The organism is Streptomyces sp. NPDC060000, from assembly GCF_042737375.1.
In the GTDB taxonomy this organism is placed as follows: Bacteria; Actinomycetota; Actinomycetes; order Streptomycetales; family Streptomycetaceae; genus Streptomyces.
On record NZ_JBHWUU010000017.1, the window covers coordinates 47,249 to 71,232 of the forward strand.

Genomic DNA, 23,984 nt, shown 5'->3' on the forward strand with positions numbered 1-23,984 from the left:
AGGATGTGACGGGCCGGGATTCAGCGGGCGCCGGTGTAGCTCTCTTCCGTGCCGTGCGCTCCTTCTGTCGCCGAACCCTCCGACCGGCGCTTCCCCGAGCCGGAGCGGCCGGGCAGGACTGCCAGGACGATCAGGGTCCCGGCGGCCATGATGATCCCGCCGACGATGCTGGTCTGGGCGACACTGTGGGCGAATGCCTGATGGACGGCGTCGACGAGGGCCTGGGTCTGTTGCGGTCCGGCGGCCGGGTCCTTCGCCATCTGCTCGGCGACAGCCAGGCCGCCGCCCACCGAGTCCTTTGCGGTGTCGAGGGCCGGGGCCGGCAGCTGCCCGCCGACCAGGTCGGTCAGCTTGTCCCGGTAGCTCGTGGCGAGGAATGAGCCGAGGACCGCGATGCCGAGGGCGGCGCCGAGTTCCAGCGCGGTGTCGTTGGCGCCGCCGCCGACGCCCAACTCGGCCTCGGGGAAGGAGTCCATGATGGCGTCCGTGGCCGGGGCCGCGCTCAGCCCGATCGCGAAACCGAGCATCATCATCGGCGCCAGGAAGTCGGTGTACGTCGAGCTCTTGTCGACCTGCGTGAGCAGGGAGACCGCTGCGGTACCGACCACCATGCCGGCGATGACCGACGCCTTCATGCCGGCCAGAAGGGTCAGCCGGCTGGTGAGGGCGGCACCGACGAAGACCGCGCCGGCCAGCGGCAGCAGCCGTACGCCGGTCTCCAGCGCGCCGTAGCCCAGGACGAACTGCAGGAACTGGGTGGCGTAGTAGATCGCGCCGAACGTACCGAAGAAGAAGAACAGCACCGCGAGCATCGACCCGCTGAAGGGCCGCAGCCGGAACTTGCGCACGTCCAGCATGGGGCGCGGGTGCCGCAGCTCCCACCACACGAAGGCCACCAGGCCTGCACCGGCGACCACGGCCGCCGTGACGGGCCCGGTGCCCCAGCCGAAGTGCGGGCCTTCGATGGCCGCGTAGACGAGGCAACCGACGGAGGTGATGGAGAGGAGGCCGCCCACGTAGTCGATCCGGCCCATGTCCTTGGCCCTGGACGGAGGTACGAGGAAGAGCGCACCGACGATGGCGGCGACGACGATCGGGACGTTGATCAGGAAGGTCGAGCCCCAGGCGTGGTCCTCCAGCAGCCAGCCGGCGACCAGGGGGCCGACGGCGATCGCGAGGCCCGAGGTGGCCGACCAAGCGGTGATGGCGCGGGCCCGCTCGGCCCGCGGGAAGGTGGCGACCAGCAGGGACAGCGTGGCGGGCATCACCACGGCGGCGCCGACGCCCATGACGACCCGGGTCGCGATCACCAGTCCGGTCTCGTCGACCAGGCTGCCCATCACCGCACCAGCGCCGAAGATCACCAGACCGGCGATCAGGGCGCCCCGCCGGCTGTACTTGTCGCCGATCGCGCCCAGGACGAGCATCATGCGGCGTACGGGACGGTGTAGCCGTCGATGACCCACTGCAGATCACTGCTGCTCAGGTTCAGATCCCGGGTCATGTCGGGGGCGGCCACCATCAGCGACGTGTTCGCCATGACCACGATCAACAGGCTCAGGCACAGCACCAGCAGGGCCCACCAGCGCCGTGAGTACGGCCCGGTCATTTTCTCGACGGGGGTCTGTGCGAGGAGAGGCATCGGTAGCTCCTAGGGGACGAGTTAATTGCCCACCGATGTGCAGACTAGTTTGTTGCTCGTCGATGTGCAAATATCTCGATGACCGCCACCCCGCCCAGAGGCCCCGCACCGAGGTGCCGACATGACCAACCCCCCAGCCCCGCACGGAGCACGTCTCCACAGACCGCGCGCCACGCGGACCCGCATCCTCGAAGGGGCCCGCCTCGTGCTGGGTCAGGACCCCGACAGCAGCCTCGGCGCCATCGCCGAGGCCGCCGGGGTGGCACGGCGTACCGTCTACGGCCACTTCGCCGGCCGGGCCGCGCTGATCGAGGGACTCACCGCTGACGCCGCGGAGGCGGTGCGGCTCGAGATCGCCATCACCCGCACCCCGCACCCCGCAGCCGCGCCCGGACCCGGCAACCGCCCTGGCGCGCTTCGTCCTCACTCTGTGGCCGGTCGGCGACCGCTACCGCACCCTGATCCGACTCGCACCTCAGGACCTTGGGGCGCAGCGAGTCCCCATGCATCAACGCCCCGTAGGCCGCTCGCTTTTGCGGACGGACGTCATCGCCGTCGCGGCCCTTCTCGCGCTGGCCTTCCTCACCGTCTCGGCCGACCTCTTGGCGACAACCTGGGCGGAGGCCCATACGGCCAAGGCGTTGCAGGAAGGCATGGAGACTCCTGCGCCACCCGAGGTTCACGCGCGCGGACTTCCCGTCCTGAACCAGTTGATCGCCGGCACGCTGCGCCGTGTGGACATCACCGCGCACGACATACCGGCCAAGGGAACCGAGCGCCCGTTACCGGTGACCGAACTCACCCTCCGCCTCGACGACTTGAGGAAGTCCGATGACGACAGTGAGGCACACGCTCGCTCGGCGGAGGCCATCGCTGACCTGTCCTACAAGGATGTGTCGAACGCCCTCGGCCTGGAGATCTCCCAAGGCGCCCGTCCCGGCCAGGTGAGTGCGGCCGTCCTGCTGCCTCCAGGCAACGAAATCACTGTGACCACGAACGTCTCGGCGGCCTCCGGCAACCGCATCGCCTTCAAGGACTTCCATGTCACGGGCAGCCAGCCGTCGGCCGCCGGGGAAGACCTGCTCAACAAGGCTTTCGAAAAGCCGATCCAGCCGCGGAACATCCCCGTGGGCCTGCACCTGCGCACGATCACCACCACGGCAACGGGCCTGAGCGCCCGTTTCACGGGTCGCTCGGTCGCCTTCCGCCCTCACCGCGCGGGCGACGCCTGAGAGTCTGCTCAGGCGTCGGCGGCCGGATCCGCGCCTACCGTCGTCGCGACGTCGTTCACCACGACACTCGCCCGCTTCTCAGGCACCCCGGCCGCGATCAGCGTGGCGACGGCGATCCGGGTCCCGTCGTCCTCCCACGCCCCGGTATTGACACTCTCCAGCAGGGCGATGTTCAGAGCTTCCAAGCCTGCGCTGAGTACGGCCGGCGGCACATTCGTGTGAAAGACACCGTCCCTGTCCCTCCTCCAGGATGGCCGCGACCGAGGCGCGGGCGGGTGCGAGGATCTCGGCCACCCTGTCCATGCGCAGGTCCCGGCGAGCCAACGCGAGCAGCATCCGGTAGCGGTCTCCCACGGGCCACATCGAGATCAGGAAACGCGCGAGTGCGCGCTCAGCCGGTTCCTCCGGCTTCACTCCGCCCGCCACCGCACCCCGCAACGCCTCGGACGCCTCCTCGGCGAGAGCCTCCAGCAAGGCGGCCCGCCCGGGAAAGTGACCGAACAGCGTCCGGCGTACGACACCGGAGGCCCGCGCGAGCTCCTCCAGGGTGATGTCCGGATTCCGTCCGAGCTCCTGGCGGGCGGTGGCCAGGATGCGCGCCCGATTCGACCGCGAGTTGCGTCTCATCGGCTCGCGGGCCACGGGCTTGCTCAAGACAACAACCTCATCGGATCAGACGGGCGACGTCGGAGGACGAACACCACATCCATTCTGGCATGGTGGCACGGACCCCTTCCGGCGACCGAGCCTGCGTCACCGGCCCGGCACCTCATGGGCGGCCACCTCGACGCCGACGGACCCTCGCATGCCCCCCTATGCGGACGTACGGACCGCGTGCCTGCTGACGGCTGACACCGAGCAGGCGCGCTGGTACTGCGTGCCGAGGTGCGTGCGGCCACCATGACGACGCCGACGCCGACGCCTCTACGAGAGCCTCAATCGACGGGCGAGCCTCGGTCGGTGGTCGCCTCTGATGGGGCGACCTTCGTATAGCCGAACCGGCGGCGACCCACCCATGAAGGTGCTTAACCGCCTTTGTGCCCTCTTGGCAGTGGCAACAGATGACGAGATCCCGTTCCTCCCGGCAGATTCCCGGTCCCGCCGGTCCCGCCGTGGCCGCCTGCTGTTCCGGGTCGACGGCCTGCTCGGCACGGCTTCGGGGAGCTGCCTCCGGGCTTGAGCGGTCACGCAGCGCGTCGGTGTGCAGAGATGTGCAGGTGGTGATGGTTCCACAGCATCCTCTCGGCGGGTTCCCGGGTTGCTGACCTCGGCTTCCCAGGTCGCACGGCAAGGATCGGCGACGTCCCCCGCCGCCTGCCGGCGGGCGGACTGACAGCGGACTCCCCGTCAGTTCCCAGCCTTCTCCCCGCGTTCGCCCTGGCGAGGAATCCATGACGCAAACCAGCAGCAGTCTGCCCACGGCTCGGCGATTCCAGCCGGCGGCGCGGGCCGGTGTCCCCGGCTCGACCACCACGCACACGCCGACCGTCGAGATCGTCATCCCCGTCTACAACGAGGAACGGTCCCTGCCCGGCTGCGTCCGCACCCTCCACGCCCGACTGCGGGACCAGTTGCCGTACCCCTGGCGGATCACCGTCGCGGACAACGCCAGCGTCGACCGCACCCTCGCCGTGGCCCGCGAGCTGTCCGAGGAGCTGCCTGGTGTCGGCGTCCTCCACCTGGAGCGCAAAGGCCGGGGCCTCGCGCTGCGCACCGTCTGGGCCATGAGTGACGCCGACATCGCCGTCTACATGGACGTCGATCTCTCCACCGGCCTGGACGGACTGCTCCCGCTGATCGCCCCGCTGGCTAGCGGTCACTCCGACCTCGCCATCGGCAGCCGCCTCGCCCCTGGTGCCCGCACCGTGCGCGGCCCGCGCCGCGAGCTGATCTCCCGCTGCTACAACGCGTTGATCCGGCTCACCCACGGAGCCCGCTTCAGTGACGCCCAGTGCGGGTTCAAGGCGGCCCGCACCGACGTGCTCCGCCCGCTGCTGGCCAAGACCGAGGACGACGCCTGGTTCTTCGACACCGAACTGCTGCTGCTCGCCGAGCACAACGGTCTGCGCATCCACGAGGTCCCCGTCGACTGGGTGGAGGACGGCGACACCCGGGTGGACGTGGTCGGCACGGCCACCGACGACCTCAAGGGCCTGTGGCGCATGGCCCGGCTCAAGGCGTCGGGCGCTGCCCGCGTCCCGGTTCCGCGCCGCCCACAGCCCGCCGCCGAACACCCGGACGCCGTCCTGGCGCCGGACGCGGCCCGCTCCCAACTCGCCTGGCAGATGGGCTGCTTCGTCCTCATCGGCATCGCCTCGACCGCCGGACAGGCCCTCCTGTACTGGTTGCTGCGCGACTGGTGGCAGCCCGTCGTGGCCAACTTCGTCTCGCTCCTCGTGCTCACCCTGCTGAACACCGAGGCCAATCGTCGCCTGACCTTCCGCCACTCCGCGGACGGTGTCGGGGCGGGGCGGGCACATCTGGGCGCCGGCGCCCTGTTCGTTGTCGGCTACCTCACCACCTCGGCCGCGGTCCTGGTGTTCCGCGACGCCGTGCCCGACGCCTCGGCGGCCGCCGAGACACTCGTCCTCGCCGCCTCCTCGGTCCTGGTGACCGCCCTGCGCTTCCTGGTGCTGCGACTGGCCGTCTTCCGCCGCCGCGCCTCCTGACCGCCTACTCCCCGAGAGTGAATCCCACCATGACCCCCACCACCGAGGCGCACGCGGCCCCCGTCCTGCGTCTCCCCGTCACGAGCCGTGCCCTGCCACGCTGGGCGGCCCCCGCCGCCCTGGGCGCGATCCTGCTCCTGTCCGCGCTGCTGTACGGCTGGGCCCTCGGCTCCCTCGGCTGGGCCAACAGCTACTACTCGGCCGCGGTGAAGTCGATGGGCCGCGACTGGACGGACTTCCTGTTCGGCGCCTTCGACCCGGCCGGCGTCGTCACGGTCGACAAGCCACCGGCGGCGCTCTGGCCGCAGGTCGTCAGCAGCAAGATCTTCGGCATGCACGGGTGGGCGCTGATCCTGCCCCAGGTGGTGGAGGGCGTCGCCGCCGTCCTCGTGCTGCACCGTACGGTCCGGCGGTGGGCGGGCGAGGGCGCGGCGCTGCTCGCCGCCCTGGTGATGACACTGACCCCGATCACCGTCGCCATCAACCGCGACAACAACCCAGACACGCTGCTGGTGCTGTTCCTGGTCGCCGCCGCCTATGCGCTGACCCGTGCCCTGCAGACCGACTCGGGCCGGGGTTCCACCTGGTGGCTGTGCGCGAGCGGGATTTTGATCGGCTGTGGGTTCCTCACGAAGATGATGGCGGCCTGGATGGTGCTGCCGGCCCTCACGGCGGCCTGGCTGGTGGGTGCGCGGGGGACCTGGCCCGCGCGGGCCGGGCGGCTGCTGACCGCCGGTGCCGTGTGCGGGGTGTCCTCGCTGTGGTGGGTGCTGATGGTCGCCTGGTGGCCAGGTGAGAAGCCGTACATCGGCGGCAGCACCGACGGCGGTGCCTGGGACCTGGTGACCGGATACAACGGGCTGGGCCGGATCTTCGGCGACAGCGCGGGAGGTGGCGGCATGGGCAACTTCGCCGGCGGCTTCGGCGGCGAGGCCGGGCTGCTGCGGCTGTTCAACGACCAAGTGGCCGGGCAGATCAGCTGGCTGCTGCCGGCGAGTGCCGTGGCCCTGGTCGTGGCGGTGGCCGCAGCGGTTCTGCGCCGGCGGGGCAGTGGTTCGACGGGTGAGGCCCTCGCGGGTTCGGGATGGCTGCTGTGGGGGACCTGGCTGGTGGTGTGCGGGCTGGTGTACTCCACTCAGGAGGGCATCTTCCACCCGTACTACACGACCCAACTCGCCCCCGCGGTGGCCGCGTTGACCGCCGGACTGGCGACCGCGCTATTGCGGGCGCACCGGGCCGGGGCGCGCTGGGCGCTGCCCGTCGGTGCCGGGACCGTACTGGTGACCATCGTCTGGGCCGTGGTCGTGATCCGCCGAGTGCCGTCCTGGCACGGATGGCTGGCCTGGCTCGTTCTGCTGCTGGGACTGATCGCCGTCGGCCTGCTGATGGCCGCGGGGTGGGCGGCGCGGCTGGTTCCGGTCGCCCTGGGCGGTGCGCTCGTGGCGGTGCTGCTCGCGCCCGCCGCGTGGGCGGTGAGTGTGATCGGCGGGTCCGGGTCGGCGATGGGCGGAGCCAACCCGACGGCCGGGCCGGCGACGATGTCGTTCGGTGGCAGGAGCGGCGGAGCGCTGCCCAAGGGCTTCGAACTGCCCGAGGGCTTCGGCGGCGGCGGGTCCGGCACGCCCGGCGGCGCCTCGGGCGGGTCGCCTCAGGGCATGCCCTCGGGAATGCCCACCGACATGCCCGGTCTGCCTGGAGGGAGTGGCGGCGGCTCGGGCTCCGCAGGGGGCTCGATGCCTTCCTTCCCGGGAGCCGGTGGCGGCAGCGGCTCGGGCGGCCGGGGCGGTTTCGGCGGACCTGGCGGTGCCACGACGCTCACCTCCGACCAGCGCAGGATCCTCGACTTCGCCACCGAGCACTCCGACGGCGCCCGCATCACCCTCGCGGTCGAAGGGGGAGCCCAGGGCGCGGCCACGTTCATCCTGAACAGCGACGCCACGGTCATCGGCATGGGCGGCTTCAGCGGCACTGACAACGCACCCTCCGTGCGACAGCTGCAGAAGTGGACCGAGGACGGCGAACTGCGCTACGTACTCGGCTCCGGCTCGTCCGGTGGCATCGGCGCCATGATGGGCGGTAGGGACAACGCGGCCTCCCAGCGGGCGGCATGGATCGGCGAGCACTGCACCAAGGTGCCCGCCAGGGAGTACGGCGGCGCCGGCAGCTCCGGCGCCGGCAGCTCCGACGGCAGCGGCTCCGCCGCGGGCGGCATCATGGGCCTCGCCGGAACGACCTTGTACGACTGCGCCGCCAAGTAGCCGGTAGCGGCAGCGGCAGAACGGACGACACTGCGCCATGCCCGAATCGCCCGAACCGCCCGCAGTCCCGGCCCCGTACCGGCTCCTGGTGGTCGAGGACGATCCCAGTATCCGCATGCTGCTGGAGTCGGCGCTGCGGCTGTCCGGCTACGCGGTCGCCGGCGCCGCCACCGGACGGGACGCCCTGCGGGACATCGAGGGGCTGCGCCCCGACCTCGTCCTGCTGGACGTGATGCTGCCCGACCTGGACGGCTTCGAGGTCACCCGCAGTCTGCGCGCCGCGGGTGTGCGGACGCCGGTGCTGTTCCTCACGGCTCGCGGTGAGGTCGCCGACCGCATCGCGGGCCTGAGCGCCGGCGGCGACGACTACGTGACCAAGCCGTTCAGCATCGAGGAGGTGCTGCTGCGCATCCGCGCCATCCTGCGGCGCACGGACCCCGGCCACCTCTTCGACGCGGAGAGCGCCGACGGCGGGATCCTGCGCTTCGCCGACCTGGAGCTGGACGAGAACGCCCATGAGGTGCACCGGGCCGGCGAGTACATCCCCCTGTCACCGACCGAGTTCAACCTGCTCACCTACCTCATGGAGAACGCCAACCGGGTACTGAGCAAGACCAAGATCCTCAACCATGTGTGGGGGTACGACTTCGCCGGCGACGGCCGCATCGTGGAGACGTACGTCAAGTACCTGCGCCGCAAGATCGACCGCTTCGACCCGCCCCTGCTGCACACCGTGCGCGGCGTGGGCTACTGTCTGCGCCTGCCGCGGAGCGGGGCGGACCGGTGATCCGCGGCCGTCCCCGGTCGCTGCGCAGCCGGCTCGTGTGGGGCGTCACCCTGCTCGCCGCGGTCGCGGTTCTCACCGCACAGACCATCGGGTTCCTCGTACTGCATTCCTGGCTGCTCAACCGGGTCGACCAGCAGCTGTCGGAGTTCGTCCTCCCGGACCGTGCCTTCGCCGAAGGGGCCGGGCTGCCCACCAGGCCGGCCCCGGACTCCGTCACCCTGCCCTCGGACTTCCGGATGACCTTCTACGACGCCTCGGGCAAGCAGCGGGGAACTCTCGGCGGCGGGAAGAAGCCGGGCCCGGCGCTCCCGCGGAACACCAGCGAACTCCACCTGGAAAAGGGGCATCAGGCCACCGTTCCGGCCGAGTCCGGCGCCGGTCACTGGCGGGTGCTGTGGAAGGACGCCAAGCTCGGTGGCACCACCTTCGTGGTCGCCCTGCCGCTCGACACCGTGGACGGGGCCACGTCGAAACTGCTCGCCCTCAACGTGGCCGTGTTCGCCGTGGCCGTGGTCGGACTGATCGCGGTCGGCCGGTGGGTCGTCCGCCTGGGCCTCCTTCCGCTCACCAGGATGGAGCACACGGCTCAGGACATCACCGCGGGGGATCTGAGCGCACGGCTGCCCGACACCGACCCGCGTACCGAGACCGGCCGCCTCGGAACCGTACTCAACGACATGCTCGAACGCCTCCAACAGGCCTTGTATCAGCGGGAGTTCTCGGAGGCCCGGCTGCGTCGCTTCGTGGCCGACGCCGGACACGAGCTGCGTACGCCCCTCACCTCCATCCAGGGCTTCGCCCAGCTGGCCCTGCGCCACCCGGACCGCCCCGCCGCACAACGCCGGGCGGCCGACGAACAGGTCGTCAGGAACGCCGAGCGCATGAACCACCTCGTCGACGACCTGCTCCTGCTGGCCAGACTCGACCAGGAGCCGGCCTACCGCGCCGTCCCCGTCGACCTGCTGTCCCTCGCGGCCGACGCGGTGAGTGCGGCGGCCGTACGGAGCGGGGGAGGCCACCGGGTGACCCTCAGCCCGCTCGATGCGAAGGCCGAAGACTGCGAACTCGAGGTCGTGGAGACGGTGGGGGATCCGGACCGTCTGCTCCAAGTGGTGAACAACCTGCTGTCCAACGCGCTCGTCCACACGCCGCCCGGCACTCCGGTCGACGTACGCGTGGGTACGGCCCGCGCGGGGGCCGCGACAGGAGGTACCGACCGCCCCGGCCGGGCCGGTGGCTCACCGCCGCTGAGCCCGGGCACGCCGATCTGCGTGATCGAAGTCGCCGACCAGGGGCCGGGACTGCCACCGGGGGAGGCCGAGCGGGTCTTCGAGCGCTTCTACCGCGTCGACCCCTCCCGCTCCCGAGACCACGGCGGCAGCGGCCTCGGCCTCGCCATCGCCACGGCGATCGCCCAGGGCCACGGCGGCCGCCTCGAACTCGACACCGGAGCGGGTCCCGGGTGCACGTTCCGCCTGGTGCTCGCCTCCCGCGTGTAGCGTTCCGCGGGCTCGCACTGCAGTCAGCAGCGAAGGCAAGCTCTGCGCGTCCACCACGGCCGCGGTGGGCTCCGCACGGGGGCCGTGAGCCCGGCGGGCCTGTCGGGCAACAGGCCGTGGAGCTGCCGGGTGATGCCGTCCGCTTCCTTGGCGTAGCAGTCGTAGCCGGTCTTGTACGGCGGGAAGTCTGCCGGCGATCCTCGCAGGTGGACTCCGACCGGACGCGTCGAGTGATCACCACTCCGGGACCCCACCATGTGCTGCCCGGTCTCTCGGTACCTGTGCACTCGCGTATCCGGAGGGAGCGACCTCGAATCTGATCAACCCTCGGTCGCGTAGATCGCTCCAGAGTTCCTCGGGACGGGCTGACGGTGGAGTCGCACGTTCCTCGTGACCTGCTCGGGATCCGCCATGCCCAGGGTGACGTTGACGACCGCCGGGTGCGCGAACGGGAAGGCGATCGCTGCGGCGGAAAGACTCGTGCCGTGCCGTCGGGAGATCCCGGCGATGGCCTCGCCCTGGCGACCAGCTCGCGAGGGCGTCCTGGTAGTGGTATGGCACCCCCCGGTCGGCCGATCGTGGGCCGGCAGGCCCGAGTTGAACACACCGACGGCCACGATGCCCTTACCGGTCACCACCGCGGCGGCCAGTGCGTCGTCCAGGGCTGACCGGTCGAGGAGGGTGTAGCGCCCGGCCGGCATCACCACGTCGGCAGCTGTCTCGCGGAGAAACCTGGCGAGCATGGCGCACTGGTCGAGGACTGGTCGATGCTCAGGGAGGAGATTCCCGGCAGCTCCTCGGGCAGGGCCAGGGCGAAACCGTGCAGGAGGGCCTGGGCGGGGGAGGGCTGAGACGTCACCGCAGCCCGTGCTGTACGCGTTCTCCGTGACCAACAGCAAGCGGGTGGGGACCCTGTCGAGCACCGGTAGCACCTCGCGCAGAGCGCGGACGGCGGCGCCGGTGTCCGGCTCCGGCCCCGTGGCGTCACCGGCGAACCACAGCACGGCCTCCGGAGCGGCCGTCTTCTGCCGCACAACGGACCGACCAGAGGGAAAGGCCACGTGGAGGTAGGCAGTGCTCGGGCGTACTCATGTTGAACTGAGTACGTTCCCTCATGTCCGGCGCACCCTCGTCACGCGAGTATCGGTGCATGCAGCGGCGCAGACCACAAGCGCCGGTCCGATCCAGCTGAGACAGTTGCGGAGAATCTCATGTCCCGTCGTTTCGCCCTGTGCGTGGCCGCCGGTGTCGTCGTGCTCGGAGGTGCTGGTGCCTACGCTCTGGCCTACGCCGGGGAGCAGCCTCCGGCGCTGACGCAGAGCACCGCCCGCTACATCGCTCCTGACGGCGGCCGCGCCGGCTCGTTGACCTTTGCCACGTACGTCACGGCATCCTCCGGAGTCAAGAGTGTGAAGGTGCTGGCATGGCCGCAGAACTCGTCCTTCGCCAAGAACCGGCTGACCGCCGAGGACCTGGCCACCGCGGAGCCGGCCGTTTGCAAGCCCTACAGGAAGCACACTGTGAGCTGCACCTACACCACCAAGGCCACCGCTTCGGACATCGAGTCCTCGCCGCGAGGCGTCTGGCACATCGCCGTCCTGGCCACCGCGCAGAACGGCACCACGACCCTGAACACCGAGGCGGCCGACTACACCGTCGGGTGACCCGAACGCCCCCGCCTTCGCCGCCTGGATGACGAGGTATCGGGAGATCGAGTCGCCGGTGTGTCGGCATGGAGACGCCGAGCTGTGCGATGCGCGGCCCCGGCCTGCCGCCGCCCCGGCCCGTGCGCCGGAGGGTGAGCCGGTCCGGTGCCCCTGCCCCGAAGCGCGATCGTCCAGCAGCCCGCGGGCGCCGGAACGCCCCGGAGGTGGGCCATGGCCAGAACCGGCTGACCGCAAGCCTCCGCCTACCGCCCGCGGGTGTCCGTCCAGGGGGCGGTTCCATGTCCCCTGACGACGCCCCAGGGCCCGGACACAGTGAACGTGGACAGCGGTTGGGAGCGCTCCCGAGACAGAACACCTACCGCGCCGGTGCCGCCCGCACGGCAGCCTGCGCTCAGGCGCTCAGGCGCTCAGGCAGTAGGTCATCGGCGGGCGGTCACTTCGGGCCTCGTCAGGCCGATTCTCGGACCGCCAGCTCCGTCCGGAGGATGACGTGGCGGTAGGCCACTGACGGCTCCTCCATGTCCTCCAGCAGGAGTCGGATCATGGCCCGGCCCATCTCCTCCAGCGGCTGACGCACTGTGGTCAGGCGTGGCTCGGTGCGCTGAGCCAGCGGAAAGTCGTCGAAACCGATCACGGCCACGTCCTTGGGCACATGCCGTCCTGCGGCACGCAGCGCTTCCAGAGCCCCCGCTGCCGTGGTGTCCGACGCGGCGAGGACGCCGTCGATCTCCGGGTGCCGCTCGAGCAGTTCCGTCATGGCGCGGCGCCCGCTGTCCTGCGTGAAGTCGCTTTCGGCGACCAGGGACGGCTCGCCATCGAGGCCCGCCAGCGCCAGAGCGTCCTGGTAGCCGCGCAGCCTGCACTGCGCGACGTGCATGTCCAGCGGTCCGGTGATGGTGGCGATCGCAGTGCGGCCTCGGGACAGCAGGTGGGAGACGGCGCTGCGCGCGCCGCCGACGTTGTCGGCGTCCACGTAGCTGACGTACTCGTCGCCCGAGCGGCGCCCCAGCATCACGGTCGGTACGCGCGCCTCGGCGAGCATGTCCGGCAGCCGGTCCGCCGCGTGCACGGACATCAGCAGGACCCCGTCGACCCGGCCGCCGCGCGCGTACTCCAGGAAGCGCCGGCGCTCGGCGTCCGAGCGGACCAGGGTGAGCATCAGCTGCATCCCGGTATCCGTCAGCACGTCGCCGAGCGTGCCGACGATCTCGGAGAAGAACGGCTCCGCGAACACTCTCCAGTCGGGCTCCGTCAGCACGAGAGCGACGGCATCGGTGCGCCGCCCGGCCAGGGAGCGGGCCGCGAGATTGGGCACGTACCCCAGTTCCTCGATGGCTCGCTGCACGGCTCGGCGCGTCGAGTCCTTCACGCCGGCCGCGTTGTTGATGACGCGGGAGACCGTGCCCCGCCCCACCCCGGCGTGAGCGGCCACCTCTTCCAGCGTAGGCGTGCCGGGGCGTCGACTGCCCATGACCACCTCCCCCAAGAGATCACCGATCTTACGGGCCGACGGAACCGGGCACACGGCTTCCGCATGTGCCCCGCGCATTGTCGGCCAAGAGGGCGTCTGGTTCGCGTGGTTCATGAGCGATTGCGCATTACGCTCGTCGCCGGGTTCGGGCCTTGGGCCGTTCGACCTCCAACGTCTGCTGTCCGGCGTCCAGAGGAAAGACGGCGGGACCCGCCCTGTCGGCACTGAGGCCGGTGGGCGGGTCCCTGGTGGGCGGACACGCTACGACTTGAGTCCGTGGTGTGCTCGGCGATTGACCGGCAGCCGGCGTCTCGGGTCGGGCGAGCCGTGGCGAACGCGTCAGGCGGTGGTGCAGGAAGTGCCGTTCAGGCTGAAAGCGGATGGTTTGGAGAAACTGCCGCCGTAGGAGGCCTGGAACCCGAAGGTGACCTGGCCGCCCGGCGCGATGTACGCGTTGTGCGCCGCGTTGGCCGCCGTCACCGCACCCGACGTCGGCGAGATGCCGGCGTTCCACGCGTTGTCGATCCGTTGCCCGGAGGGCAGCGTGAAGGCGAGGTTCCAGCCGTTGACCGGGGAGGAACCCGTATTGGTCACGGTGACGTCGGCCGTGAAACCGCCCTGCCACACACTCGTGCCGTAGGCCACCTTGCACGCCGCGGGACCACTGGGTCCGCTGGGACCGCCGGGGGTGCTGCCGCCGAGGTCAACGGTGGAGGAGAACGAGGTCACCGCCAGTCCCGCGCCGTTCTGCCACGGCTCGAAGCCCGCCTGAACGCTCGTCAGGTACCAGTCGTTCTGAGCGAGTCCGCGGGAGACGGCGTTCCGGGCGAAGTCCATCACGTCGAAGCTCCAGCTGTCGATCGCCGACGGCGCCACGAAGGACAGGACGTCGTTGGAGCCGTTGTTGCCGGACCACACCTGCCACTGGCGTCCGGCGACGGTGGCGGAGCCGACCGGCGAGCCCACCGGCTGCACAGCCCCCACGCGGTTGAACCAGATCATGATCTCGGTGCGGTTCACGCCGTCGGTGCGGGGCGTCGGGTCCAGCCAGATGTCGTAGGCGGCGTCGTAGGCCGCACCGCTCACGTAGCTGTAGGAGATGCTCGTGGGGGCGTCGGAGACGGTGTTGAGCCGGGCGGGGAGGTTCGTGCCGGGTGAACAGTTGGTGTAGTGGCAGCCGTTGTACACGGACGGGTAGGACTTCGGGGCGCCGTTCGTGGGGACCGAGCCGTCGGCCTGGGCGATCCTGAAGCCCGAGTCCGTGACGGTGATGCACTGGGGCGCACTGGTGCCCCAGCGGTTGTTCTGCACGACGTAACGGCCCTTGATCGTGGTGGAGCCGAACTCCTGGCAGATCGTCGTGTCGGCGTGCGACGTCGAAGCGCCGGTGAGAAGTGCCGCCAGCGCGACGAGTGAGGTGAGCAGCGCACCGAACAGGGCACGCACCCTGCGGGCTCGGGGATGTGACGGTTGCATGCGGGTCCTCCGCGATGGTGTGGGGGGCCAGGAGAGCACCACCTATGGATGGGAGCGCTCCCATTCCGTTCTCCGCTGGGACTGTAGGAGAAGATCATGCCCCTGACAAGATGAGGGTCGTCAGTGTCTCGGGCGACGGGACAAGGGTGTTCACCGGGCGGCCCCCCTGGGGGAGCCGCCCGGTGGGGTGACCCCGTCTCCCTGCGACGGGATCGCGCACACGGAGCCTCAGCGGGGGACTACTCGAGGAGTTCCGCGTACGAGCCCATGGCCAGGGCGATGTCCGCCTGGGCCCAGAACCGGTGGTAGGTGAAGACGGGCGCGGCGCCGCCCTTGAGGTAGGTCTCGATCTTCGACCAGGCCGGGTCGTTCTTGTAGAAGGACCGGATGGAGTCGAACGTCGACGACGAGTTGATCGCGTCACCGTTGGGCATCTTGCCGCTGAAGCCGCTCGGGACGTACACGCTGTCTGCGAACCGGTTGTAGTCGCTTCGGGTCTCCGGGACCGCGATGCCCAGGCTGTCCTGGTAGTTGTTCCACATGCCGTCCAGGAGCGCCTTCGCGGTGGACGCGGCCTGGGCGTCACCGGACTTGGCGGCGTAGTACGTCAGGGTCTTGGCGTATGCGGCGGCCACGCCGACGTCGTTGGTGTAGTCGGCGACGGTGACGTGAAGTCCGTTGTTGGCGCCTGGACTTGATGCGTTCCAGGTGTCGGGCCGGCCCGACCACTGGAGCGTGGAGGGGATCCGGTAGGTGCCGTCCGGGTTGATGGTGGTCTTGGACAGCGCCCAGGTGACCCACTTGTCGAGGACCGCCTTGGCCTGCGTGTTCCCCGTCTGCTGGTACAGCTCGGCGACCCGCTCCATCGACCACGCCTGGAAGCCGAACCACTGGTTGGACGGCGGGTCGTGGTAGACGGGCTGCTGGTCGTAGTACATGCCGTAGAAGGTCGACGTGCCGGCCGGGGGAGTCGCGTAGCGGCCCGCCCAGCTGTTCGTCGCCCCGCCCGCGATGGCGCCCTCGCTGGACTGCAGCCAGCGGTAGAACTCGAGCTGCCGACCGAGGGATTTGGCCCAGTCCGCCTGTCCGGTCGCCGACTTGGGCTTCAGGTCGGCGTAACTGCTCAGCGCGTAGGCGGCCAGGGGGTTCTGGTAGCCGCCGTGGGTGTGGCTGGATCCGATGCGCCAGGCCCAGCCGGCGCTGGTGTCCGTGGCGCCGCCCCAGGCGTAGTACCAGGACAGCAGGTAGTGCGAGGCGTCCTTGCCGGTGCCGGCCGGGCAGGCGGTCGGTCCGACGCAGTTGCCGATCTTCTTGAAGTACTTGTCGTACATCGCGTAGCGCAGGTAGTCGCCCATCTTGGCGGCCTTGCCGACCGTCGTGGAGACGTCGCTGCCCTTGCCCTGCTGCTTGGCCCAGATGTCCGCCCAGTACGCGGCCTGCACGGCCCGCGCGTCGGCGTCCGGGGCGTCGGTGAACTTCCACTGCTTGGCGTAGGAGGAGTCACCCGTGAACAGGTCCAGGTAACCGTTCTTCCCGCCGTACTTGAAGGCGTCGCAGGTCGGCTGCGGCACCGTCTCCCACACCGACTCCTGCACGCCGCGCTGGAAGGTGTTGATGTACGACGGACCGGTGGCCGACGGGCCCGCCTCGCACGTGCCGGGCGAGTTGCCGAAGCCGTAGACGTTGTCGACGTCCTGCAGCCAGTGCATGCCGTAGATGTCATCTGTGCCGTAGGCGCTCTTCAGCTCACCGGCGATCGGGTCCGAACCGGCCGCGGCCGAGGGATCCAGCTTCGCCGGATACTCGTTCGGGGTGTCCAGCTCGGGCGCGTACGTCGCCGGCTTCGACGCGTTGTAGAACGAGTTCGTCGGCTGGTCGGCGTGGGTGGGGATCATGTACTTCTCCATGATCCCCCAGGCCCCGTTGAACTTCGACCAGTCACCCGTGACCTTGCCGTACATGGCCTGCAGCCAGAGTAGGTAGCTGTAGGCCTCGGACGTCGTCTCGTGCCCCTGGTCCGGAGCCTCGACGATGAGCGTCTCGACCGAGTGGTACGGGATGCCCTCGGGGGAGAAGTAGCCGTTCGCCGGGTTGGTGATCTTGCCGTAGAGGTCGAGGAACCGGGCGTCGTACGCCTTCGTCGCTCCCAGCTCCGTCACGGTGACCGCGGCCTTGGCGTGACCCGGGGCCGTCGACTCGAAGACGGCGGGACCGGTGCCGGAGGCGTTGGCGGTGACGGTCACCTTCTGGGCGGTGCTCCAGTTCGACGGCGTGAAGGTGAGGCTCGCGCCGCCTGTGACCGACAGGCCCGAGTTGCCGCTCGCGCGAGCCGTTGTCACCGTGACGTCAGCGCTCGGCTGCTTCGACAGCTTCACCTCGTAGGTGCCCGTCCTGCCCTGCTGGACGCCCAGTTGGGTGGGTGTGCTGACCACGCTGGGGCCCGACGCGACGGTGACGCCGACGGGAGTGGACTCCGCGGAGGCGCCCAGACTGTCGTACGCCTTCGCGATCAGCGAATGACTGCCCACGGACAACCCGGAGGAGGGCAGGGAGTACGGCGCACTCGTATCCGTGCCCAGCAGCTTGGTGTCGTCGTAGAACTCCACCTTGCTGATCGTCGCGTTGTCCGCGGCCACCGCCGTGGCCGCCAGCGGCACGGCTTCGCCCTGCGTGTAGACGGCGCCCGCGGTCGGGCTGGTCAGCACGGTGATCGGCGGCTGGTGGGCGCCGTTGCAGGGGGCGCCGTTGACCGAGAAGGAGGCGGGTGCGGCATTGGTGCCGCTGTAGGTGAACTGCGCGCCCGCGGTGACCGCCGCGCCGGCGGCGATGGTCCCGTTGTACGAGGCGTTGTTCACCGTGATCTGCTGACCTGACTGTGCCCAGCTGCCGTTCCAGCCGTTCGTCAGCTTCTGGTTGCCGGCGTAGGAGTACGTCAGCCTCCAGCCGTCGATGGCGTCCGTGCCGCGGTTGGTGAGGGTCAGGTCCGCGGTGAAGCCGGAGCCCCAGTCGTTCGTCCTGTAGTCGACGCTGCACTGAACGCCCGCCGCACGCGCGGTCGTCGCGCCGGTGGCCAGCATCGACAGGGGCAGGGCTAACGCGGCTGCGGCGGCGGTCCACACCCGCCGAACGGTTCTGGTTTTACGTCCGGGATCCATGAACTGGTTCCTCCTAGCGGCTTGCGGCTCGGGGAAGGACAAGTCTTGGCCAGTGGGAGCGCTCCCATAATGGGGATGCCGGTGGTGGCGGTCAAGAAGCTTGAAGAGTCGAAAGCTCAGAGCGGTTCGGTTCGGGGAAAGTTGAGCGCCCCCTCTGTGCAACCGCGGCACTTGGCGCTAACTTCCTTCGCACCAGTGGGAGCGGTTCCAACCAGTCGACGCACCGGTCACGGCGCGCCAAGCTGCAAGGAGACGCTCATGCGACACCCCCCACCCTCACACCACTCAGCCGCCGCAGGCGCAGACGCGCTCGTCGCCACGTCGGCCGTCCCGATGGTCCCGCCGCAGGGAGCGACCCGCCCCTGCGCGGTGGAGCACACCGTCGCCGGCCGGTGGGACAACGGCTTCCAAAGATCGGTGAGAATCACCAACCACCCTGCGCAACCGGGCAGTCGGAAGCCCGCTTCCGGGTCTCGCCGGCGGCCGGAAGGCCACCCGGGACGGGGACGCGGACCGTCCCGTCTCTGAGAGGGCGCCGGCCGCCCTTTGAGAGAGCCGTACCCGGACCCGGGACCTCACGCGCCGTGGAACCGCGCACCTGCCGGCGGGACAGCGGCGCGTGCACGGGGATCCCGACGAGGCCAGCCGTCTCACGGACGTCCGGGTCGCGGCCGGGACGTGCCGCTGACGGTCGGCGGGATTCGGCGAGAACACCCGTTCGCGACGCTGTGCGGATCAGGTCGTGAAGTGGTCCGACGACCGCGAGCGCCCCCGCACGGGCCGTCCCTGGAACGCCGGACTGCTCCCGTGAGCCGTTCCCGGTCTCCGACCACGACGCTGCACCGGCGTCGAGGGGCACCGGGCTGCGCGATCACTTGCGCGTGCTCAACCAGTGGACAAATCCCCGAAGCAGAAGGAACCCATTCTCATGAGTCGCACCAACATCTCGTTGCTCGCAGCGCTGGCGTTGCTGACCGGAGCCTCAGGGGCCGCGCTCCTCACGGCGCCGGCCGGGGCCGCCGCCTCCATGCCCTGCACGGTGGACTACAAGGTGCAGAACCAGTGGGACACCGGCTTCACCGCCGCCGTGACGATCACCAACAACAGCGCGGCCAAGTCGGGTTGGTCGGTGAAGTGGTCGTACGCCGGCAACCAGAGGATCGCCAACGGCTGGAACGCGAAGGTCACCCAGAGCGGGGCCGCCGTCACGGCCGCCAACGAGAGCTACAACGGCACGCTCGCCACCGGCGGTTCCGTCAGCTTCGGCTTCCAGGCCGCCTACAGCGGCACCAACACCACCCCGGCCACCTTCAGCCTCGACGGCGTGACCTGCAACGTCGACGACGGAAGCGGATCGGGCGGCGGCACGGGCGGAGGTACCGGCGGTGGCACGGGCGGTGGCACGGGCGGTGGCACCGGCGGAGGCACGGACGGCCGGGTCGCCAACCCCTACGTCGGAGCCAAGGGCTATGTGAACCCCGAGTGGTCGGCCAAGGCCGCCGCCGAGCCGGGCGGCAGCCGCATCGCCGACCAGCCCACCGCAGTCTGGCTCGACCGGATGGCCGCCATCAACGGTGTCGCCGGCGGCATGGGCCTGCGCGCCCACCTGGACGAGGCACTGAAGCAGAAGGGCTCCGCCGAGCTCGTCGTCCAGCTGGTCATCTACGACCTGCCGGGCCGTGACTGTGCCGCCCTGGCCTCCAACGGCGAACTCGGTCCGAACGATCTCGACAAGTACAAGTCCCAGTACATCGACCCGATCGCCTCGATCCTGTCCGACCCGAAGTACGCGGGCCTGCGGATCGCCACGGTCATCGAGCCCGACTCACTGCCCAACCTGGTCACCAACGCCGGCGGCACCAACACCACCACCGACGCGTGTGTGGCCATGAAGAGCAACGGCAACTACGAGAAGGGCGTCTCCTACGCCCTCGACAAGCTCGGCGCCCTCACAAACGTCTACAACTACATCGACGCCGGCCACCACGGGTGGCTCGGCTGGGACAGCAACCTCGCCCCGGCAGTGCAGGAGTTCGCCAAGGTGGCCACGACCAACGGCGCGAGCGTGAACGACGTGGCCGGGTTCATCGTCAACACCGCCAACTACAGCCCCGTCAAGGAGCCCAACCTCAAGGTCACCGACACGGTGAACGGCCAGACCGTGCGCCAGTCGAAATGGGTCGACTGGAACCAGTACGTGGACGAGCAGTCGTTCGCGCTCGGGCTGCGGGACAAGCTCGTCGCCGCCGGGTTCGACTCCGGCCTCGGCATGCTGATCGACACCTCCCGCAACGGCTGGGGCGGCTCCGCCCGGCCCACCGGCCCCGGCCCGATGACCTCCGTCGACGACTACGTCAACGGCAGCCGAATCGACCGGCGCACCCACGCCGGCAACTGGTGCAACCAGAGCGGCGCCGGACTCGGTCAGCGGCCCACCGCGGCCCCGGCCGCCGGCGTCGACGCCTACGTGTGGGTGAAGCCGCCGGGGGAGTCGGACGGCAACAGCGCCGCCGTCCCCAACGACGAGGGCAAGGGCTTCGACCGCATGTGCGACCCCACCTACGGCGGCAACGCCCGCAACGGCAACAACCCCACGGGCGCACTGCCGAACTCGCCGCTCGCCGGACACTGGTTCTCCGCCCAGTTCCAGCAGCTGATGCAGAACGCCTATCCGCCGCTGCCGTAAACCCCTGACGCGGCGAGCGTCCGCCGGAGCCGGCCCTCCCTGAGAGGCAGGCCCCGGCGGAATCGCGTCCTGTGACCGGTCGACGGAAAGGCGTCGGGCAGAACACGGCACAACGCTGGACCGGCGCGGCCAGGCCGATCCGCAGGTCAAGGACACATGTGGTGGGACACCATAGTTCGCGTACGGAAGTGCGGGCGACCACCATGACGGAGTCGCCGGGGTCGCTGCGTCCTGGTCGGCCGGCGCACCCATGCATGTGCCATGGGGGTGCCGGCCTCTCACCTGGAGCGGTTGTGCTGCCTTACTTGAGTGGCCGCGCCGTATCGCCGGATCCGGCCGAGCCGTCGTCCGGTGGTGTGGCCGGTGCCTTGCGGGCCACGTAGACGGTGTTGGTCGAGGTACCGCCTTGCAGGGGGTTGTCGAAGTCGACGACCTGGGCCGCCGTCTGTGCGAAGACCTCGGTGAGCGCGGAGGTGAACTGCTCGTCGGGCGGGTCGTTCGACCACAGGGCGAATACCCCGCCGGGGTGGAGGTGTTCGGCGAGGGCACGCAGCCCGGCGGGTCGGTAGAGGGCCGCGTGGCGTGGGTGGAGCACATGGCGTGGTGAGTGGTCGACGTCCAGCAGGACGGCGTGGAAGCGACGGCCCGGGGCCTCGGGGTCCAGGCCGCGCGGGTCGGCGGCCAGCGCGAAGAAGTCGCCGTGCGCCAGGCGGCAGCGGACGTCCGAGGTCAGCTGGGCTCCGAGGGGCACCAGGTGCCGCTCGTGCCAGTCGATGACTTCGGCGAGCGCTTCGATCACGGTCAGGGAGCGCACCCGGGGGTCGTCCAGGGCTGTCCGGGCGGTGTAGCCGAGCCCGAGTCCGCCGACGACCACGTCCAGTTCGGGCCGTTCGGCGTGCGGCAGCTCGGCCAGTCCGAGTTCCGTGAGCGCGATCTCGCCGGCGGTGAAGAGGCTGGACATCAGGAACTCGTCGCCGAGCTTCACCTCGTACACGTCGTCTCCCGAGACCGGGTGGCGGCGCCGCCGCAGACTGATCTCGCCGATGGGTGTCGGCTGCCAGTCGATCTCCTCGAAGCGCAGGCCCATCCGTTCACCTTTCCTACGTTCGTGGATGCGGGGGCGCCGTTGCCGGCGTGGGGGCGGGGAGCCGGGGCGGCGAGCCCGGTCAGGCGTCGATGATGACGGGGATGATCAGCGGCCTGCGGCGGTGCGTGCGGAAGGCCCAGTTGGCCACGGCGCGGGCGATGAGCTGTTCGAGCTGATGGGCGTCGCCGACGCCTTCCTGTGCGGCGTTGGCCAGCGTTTTCTCGATGACGGGGATGACCGTGTCGAAGGTGGCGTCGTCGTGGACGAAGCCGCGGGCCAGGAAGTCGGGGGCCTCGGCGAGGGCGCCGGTGTCGGAGTCGACGATGGCCACGACCGTGATGACTCCCTCCTGGGCGAGGGTGACCCGGTCCTTGAGGGACGCCTCTGTCGCGCCGCCGACTTCCATGCCGTCCACGTAGACGTTCCCGGCGGGCACCTTGCCGGTGATGGAGGCGCGGCCGTCGACGAGGTCGACGACGACACCGTCCTCCGCGATGACGACCCGGTCGGGGTCGACGCCGGTGCGGATGGCGAGGTCGGCGTTGGCCCGCAGGTGGCGGAACTCGCCGTGGACCGGCATGACGTTGCGGGGTCGGACGATGTTGTAGCAGTAGACGAGTTCACCGGCGCTGGCGTGGCCGGAGACGTGCACCTTGGCGTTGCCCTTGTGGACGACGTTGGCACCCCACCGGGTCAGGCCGTTGATCACCCGGTAGATGGCGTTCTCGTTGCCGGGGATGAGCGAGCTGGCGAGCAGGACGGTGTCACCCTTGCCGATGCGGATGGCGTGGTCGCGGTTGGCCATCCGTGACAGGGCGGCCATCGGCTCTCCCTGGGAGCCCGTACACACCAGGGTGATCCGGTGGTCCGGCAGCTTCTCCAGTTCCTTGGCGTTCACGACCAGGCCGGACGGGACCTTGAGGTAGCCGAGGTCGCGGGCGATGCCCATGTTGCGGACCATCGAGCGGCCCACGAAGGCCACCTTGCGGCCGTGCTGGTGGGCGGCGTCCAGGACCTGCTGGATGCGGTGCACATGGCTGGCGAAGCTGGAGACGATGACCCGGCGTGGCGCGGTGCGCAGGACCTGTTCGATCGCGGGGTTCAGTTCGCGTTCGGAGGTGGTGAAGCCGGGGACCTCGGCGTTGGTGGAGTCGGTGAGGAACAGGTCCACGCCCTCCTCGCCGAGGCGGGCGAAGGCGCGCAGGTCGGTGATCCGGTCGTCCAGGGGGAACTGGTCCATCTTGAAGTCGCCGGTGTGCAGCACCAGGCCGGCCGCGGTCCGCAAGGCCACGGCGAGCCCGTCCGGGATGGAGTGGTTGACGGCCACGAACTCACACTCGAACGGGCCGAAGCTGCGCCGATCGCCCTCGCGCACGCGCACCGTGCGGGGGCGGATCCCGTGCTCCTTGAGCTTGGCCTCCAGGAACGCAAGGGTGAGCTTCGAGCCGACGACCGGGATGTCCGCCCGCTCCCGCAGCAGGTAGGGCACGCCCCCGATGTGGTCTTCGTGGCCGTGGGTGAGGACGACGGCCACGATGTCGTCCAGGCGGTCCCGGATCGAGGTGAAGTCGGGCAGGATCACGTCCACCCCGGGCTGGTTCTCCTCTGGGAACAGCACACCGCAGTCCACGATCAACAGCTTGCCGGCGTGCTCGAAGACGGTCATATTGCGACCGATTTCGCCCAAGCCGCCCAAGGCGGTCACCCTCAGCCCGCCTTCGGGCAACGGCGGGGCGGCTTTGAGTTCTGGGTGCGGATGGCTCATGACCTCCACGGTACCGAAGAGTCTGCCGGTGTGATCCACCACCTGCACGTTCGATGCGGGGCGCGGCGCGATGTCCGGGCGCCACGGCCACTGCCGGGGGAGGGGCGGGGAGTGGTGAAGGCGTACCCCTCGCCCCTCCGCCGGCATCACCGGCGCCGCCCGTTTACAGACCTGCAGCAGGTCGCGGCAGGTCGGTAAACGGGCGATGCCGACGAGCCCGTCTTCTTCGTCGACCACCTGCCGTCGCTCGATGCCGTGTCGCGCCATCGGCCGTGCGGCCTCCGGCGGGGTGCCACCGGGGGACCGTCACTGTGGGCGCCGACGTCGGCCCGCCAGTGGTGCGCCCCCGGACCCGGCGACTCTAGTGCTGACGGTTGGTCAGGTACGGCCTCTGGAACCGCTCCGAGCGGGACTGTGGCAGCGGTGTGTGCCGTATCACGTCCTCCAGGGTCGCCCAAGTTGTGTGTGTCACAGCGGAAATGTCCCTTTGGCGTCCATGCTCGACGAAGGCGGCGACTCCCGAAGCGGAGCCCATCGGTGTGGGCGTGAAGTCCGAAGTGCCCCATGACGCAGCCCTCGTGACGTTCCTC

General features: G+C 70.1%; 13 protein-coding genes and 3 pseudogenes. 8 read left to right on the top strand and 8 right to left on the bottom strand.

The window, feature by feature from the left end; all coding sequences use genetic code 11:
• Positions 1 to 20 precede the first annotated feature (20 nt).
• Positions 21 to 1,642, bottom strand: a pseudogene (locus ACFWBB_RS11885) (MFS transporter).
• A gap of 121 nt (positions 1,643 to 1,763) precedes the next feature.
• Here ACFWBB_RS11885 and ACFWBB_RS11890 point away from each other — a divergent pair.
• Together ACFWBB_RS11890 and ACFWBB_RS11895 are read left to right on the top strand one after the other, a co-directional pair.
• Positions 1,764 to 1,916: pseudogene (locus tag ACFWBB_RS11890) on the top strand (TetR/AcrR family transcriptional regulator); the annotation flags it as partial.
• Positions 1,917 to 2,175: 259 nt separating this feature from the next.
• Positions 2,176 to 2,874 carry a DUF2993 domain-containing protein gene (locus tag ACFWBB_RS11895; RefSeq protein ID WP_385269738.1) on the top strand — a complete coding sequence of 233 codons (699 nt, stop codon included), beginning with the start codon at positions 2,176 to 2,178 and terminating at the stop codon, positions 2,872 to 2,874.
• Positions 2,875 to 2,882: 8 nt separating this feature from the next.
• On the opposite strand, the pseudogene ACFWBB_RS11900 reads toward ACFWBB_RS11895, so the two are convergent.
• A pseudogene (locus ACFWBB_RS11900) lies at positions 2,883 to 3,528 on the bottom strand (TetR/AcrR family transcriptional regulator).
• A gap of 737 nt (positions 3,529 to 4,265) precedes the next feature.
• Here ACFWBB_RS11900 and ACFWBB_RS11905 point away from each other — a divergent pair.
• Genes ACFWBB_RS11905 through ACFWBB_RS11920 form a run of 4 tightly spaced genes read left to right on the top strand, consistent with a single transcriptional unit; the run spans position 4,266 to position 10,087 of the window.
• Positions 4,266 to 5,543: a glycosyltransferase gene (locus tag ACFWBB_RS11905; protein WP_385269740.1), complete on the top strand. Its 1,278-nt coding sequence runs from the start codon at positions 4,266 to 4,268 to the stop codon at positions 5,541 to 5,543.
• 29 nt (positions 5,544 to 5,572) lie between these two features.
• Positions 5,573 to 7,801, top strand: coding sequence for an ArnT family glycosyltransferase (locus tag ACFWBB_RS11910; protein WP_385269742.1), 2,229 nt, complete (start codon positions 5,573 to 5,575; stop codon positions 7,799 to 7,801).
• A 37-nt stretch (positions 7,802 to 7,838) separates the two neighbouring features.
• A complete protein-coding gene (locus ACFWBB_RS11915; protein ID WP_385269744.1) occupies positions 7,839 to 8,588 on the top strand; it encodes a response regulator transcription factor in 750 nt (249 codons plus the stop codon).
• The gene (locus tag ACFWBB_RS11920; protein ID WP_385269746.1) at positions 8,585 to 10,087 is read left to right on the top strand and encodes a sensor histidine kinase; all 1,503 of its coding nucleotides are present in this window, start codon (positions 8,585 to 8,587) and stop codon (positions 10,085 to 10,087) included. The genes ACFWBB_RS11915 and ACFWBB_RS11920 overlap by 4 nt, the downstream gene beginning before the upstream one ends.
• Before the next feature lie 320 nt (positions 10,088 to 10,407).
• On the opposite strand, the gene ACFWBB_RS11925 is transcribed toward ACFWBB_RS11920, so the two are convergent.
• Positions 10,408 to 10,830 carry a hypothetical protein gene (locus tag ACFWBB_RS11925; protein WP_385269748.1) on the bottom strand — a complete coding sequence of 141 codons (423 nt, stop codon included), beginning with the start codon at positions 10,828 to 10,830 and terminating at the stop codon, positions 10,408 to 10,410.
• A gap of 468 nt (positions 10,831 to 11,298) precedes the next feature.
• On the opposite strand from ACFWBB_RS11925, the gene ACFWBB_RS11930 reads away from it, so the two are divergent.
• Positions 11,299 to 11,751: a DUF5707 domain-containing protein gene (locus tag ACFWBB_RS11930; protein ID WP_385269750.1), complete on the top strand. Its 453-nt coding sequence runs from the start codon at positions 11,299 to 11,301 to the stop codon at positions 11,749 to 11,751.
• Between the two features lie 451 nt (positions 11,752 to 12,202).
• On the opposite strand, the gene ACFWBB_RS11935 is transcribed toward ACFWBB_RS11930, so the two are convergent.
• The 3 genes from ACFWBB_RS11935 to ACFWBB_RS11945 form a co-directional block, all read right to left on the bottom strand.
• The gene (locus ACFWBB_RS11935; protein ID WP_385269752.1) at positions 12,203 to 13,225 is read right to left on the bottom strand and encodes a LacI family DNA-binding transcriptional regulator; all 1,023 of its coding nucleotides are present in this window, start codon (positions 13,223 to 13,225) and stop codon (positions 12,203 to 12,205) included.
• Between the two features lie 339 nt (positions 13,226 to 13,564).
• Complete coding sequence (locus tag ACFWBB_RS11940; RefSeq protein WP_385269754.1) at positions 13,565 to 14,701, bottom strand: cellulose binding domain-containing protein; 1,137 nt, start codon at positions 14,699 to 14,701, stop codon at positions 13,565 to 13,567.
• Positions 14,702 to 14,940: 239 nt separating this feature from the next.
• Positions 14,941 to 17,856, bottom strand: a complete 2,916-nt coding sequence (locus ACFWBB_RS11945) for a glycoside hydrolase family 48 protein (RefSeq protein ID WP_385269756.1) — start codon at positions 17,854 to 17,856, stop codon at positions 14,941 to 14,943.
• A 928-nt stretch (positions 17,857 to 18,784) separates the two neighbouring features.
• On the opposite strand from ACFWBB_RS11945, the gene ACFWBB_RS11950 reads away from it, so the two are divergent.
• Entirely contained in the window at positions 18,785 to 20,542 is a 1,758-nt protein-coding gene (locus ACFWBB_RS11950) for a glycoside hydrolase family 6 protein (RefSeq protein WP_385269758.1), read from the top strand.
• Between the two features lie 301 nt (positions 20,543 to 20,843).
• Here the strand turns inward: ACFWBB_RS11950 and ACFWBB_RS11955 are convergent, their stop codons facing one another.
• Both ACFWBB_RS11955 and ACFWBB_RS11960 read right to left on the bottom strand, forming a co-directional pair.
• Positions 20,844 to 21,629 (bottom strand): spermidine synthase, encoded by a 786-nt coding sequence (locus tag ACFWBB_RS11955; RefSeq protein ID WP_385269760.1) that lies wholly within the window; start codon positions 21,627 to 21,629, stop codon positions 20,844 to 20,846.
• 79 nt (positions 21,630 to 21,708) lie between these two features.
• Positions 21,709 to 23,394 (bottom strand): ribonuclease J, encoded by a 1,686-nt coding sequence (locus ACFWBB_RS11960; RefSeq protein ID WP_385269762.1) that lies wholly within the window; start codon positions 23,392 to 23,394, stop codon positions 21,709 to 21,711.
• Positions 23,395 to 23,984: the final 590 nt, after the last annotated feature.

What these genes read in the sequence shown, in the direction of transcription:
- ACFWBB_RS11910 (WP_385269742.1), top strand. Translation starts at nt 5,573, where the DNA reads ATGACCCCCACCACCGAGGCGCACGCGGCCCCCGTCCTGCGTCTCCCC.
- ACFWBB_RS11930 (WP_385269750.1), top strand. Translation starts at nt 11,299, where the DNA reads ATGTCCCGTCGTTTCGCCCTGTGCGTGGCCGCCGGTGTCGTCGTGCTC.
- ACFWBB_RS11915 (WP_385269744.1), top strand. Translation starts at nt 7,839, where the DNA reads ATGCCCGAATCGCCCGAACCGCCCGCAGTCCCGGCCCCGTACCGGCTC.
- ACFWBB_RS11940 (WP_385269754.1), bottom strand. Translation starts at nt 14,701, where the DNA reads ATGCAACCGTCACATCCCCGAGCCCGCAGGGTGCGTGCCCTGTTCGGT.
- ACFWBB_RS11960 (WP_385269762.1), bottom strand. Translation starts at nt 23,394, where the DNA reads ATGAGCCATCCGCACCCAGAACTCAAAGCCGCCCCGCCGTTGCCCGAA.
- ACFWBB_RS11925 (WP_385269748.1), bottom strand. Translation starts at nt 10,830, where the DNA reads ATGCTCGCCAGGTTTCTCCGCGAGACAGCTGCCGACGTGGTGATGCCG.
- ACFWBB_RS11905 (WP_385269740.1), top strand. Translation starts at nt 4,266, where the DNA reads ATGACGCAAACCAGCAGCAGTCTGCCCACGGCTCGGCGATTCCAGCCG.
- ACFWBB_RS11955 (WP_385269760.1), bottom strand. Translation starts at nt 21,629, where the DNA reads ATGGGCCTGCGCTTCGAGGAGATCGACTGGCAGCCGACACCCATCGGC.
- ACFWBB_RS11945 (WP_385269756.1), bottom strand. Translation starts at nt 17,856, where the DNA reads ATGGATCCCGGACGTAAAACCAGAACCGTTCGGCGGGTGTGGACCGCC.
- ACFWBB_RS11950 (WP_385269758.1), top strand. Translation starts at nt 18,785, where the DNA reads ATGAGTCGCACCAACATCTCGTTGCTCGCAGCGCTGGCGTTGCTGACC.
- ACFWBB_RS11935 (WP_385269752.1), bottom strand. Translation starts at nt 13,225, where the DNA reads ATGGGCAGTCGACGCCCCGGCACGCCTACGCTGGAAGAGGTGGCCGCT.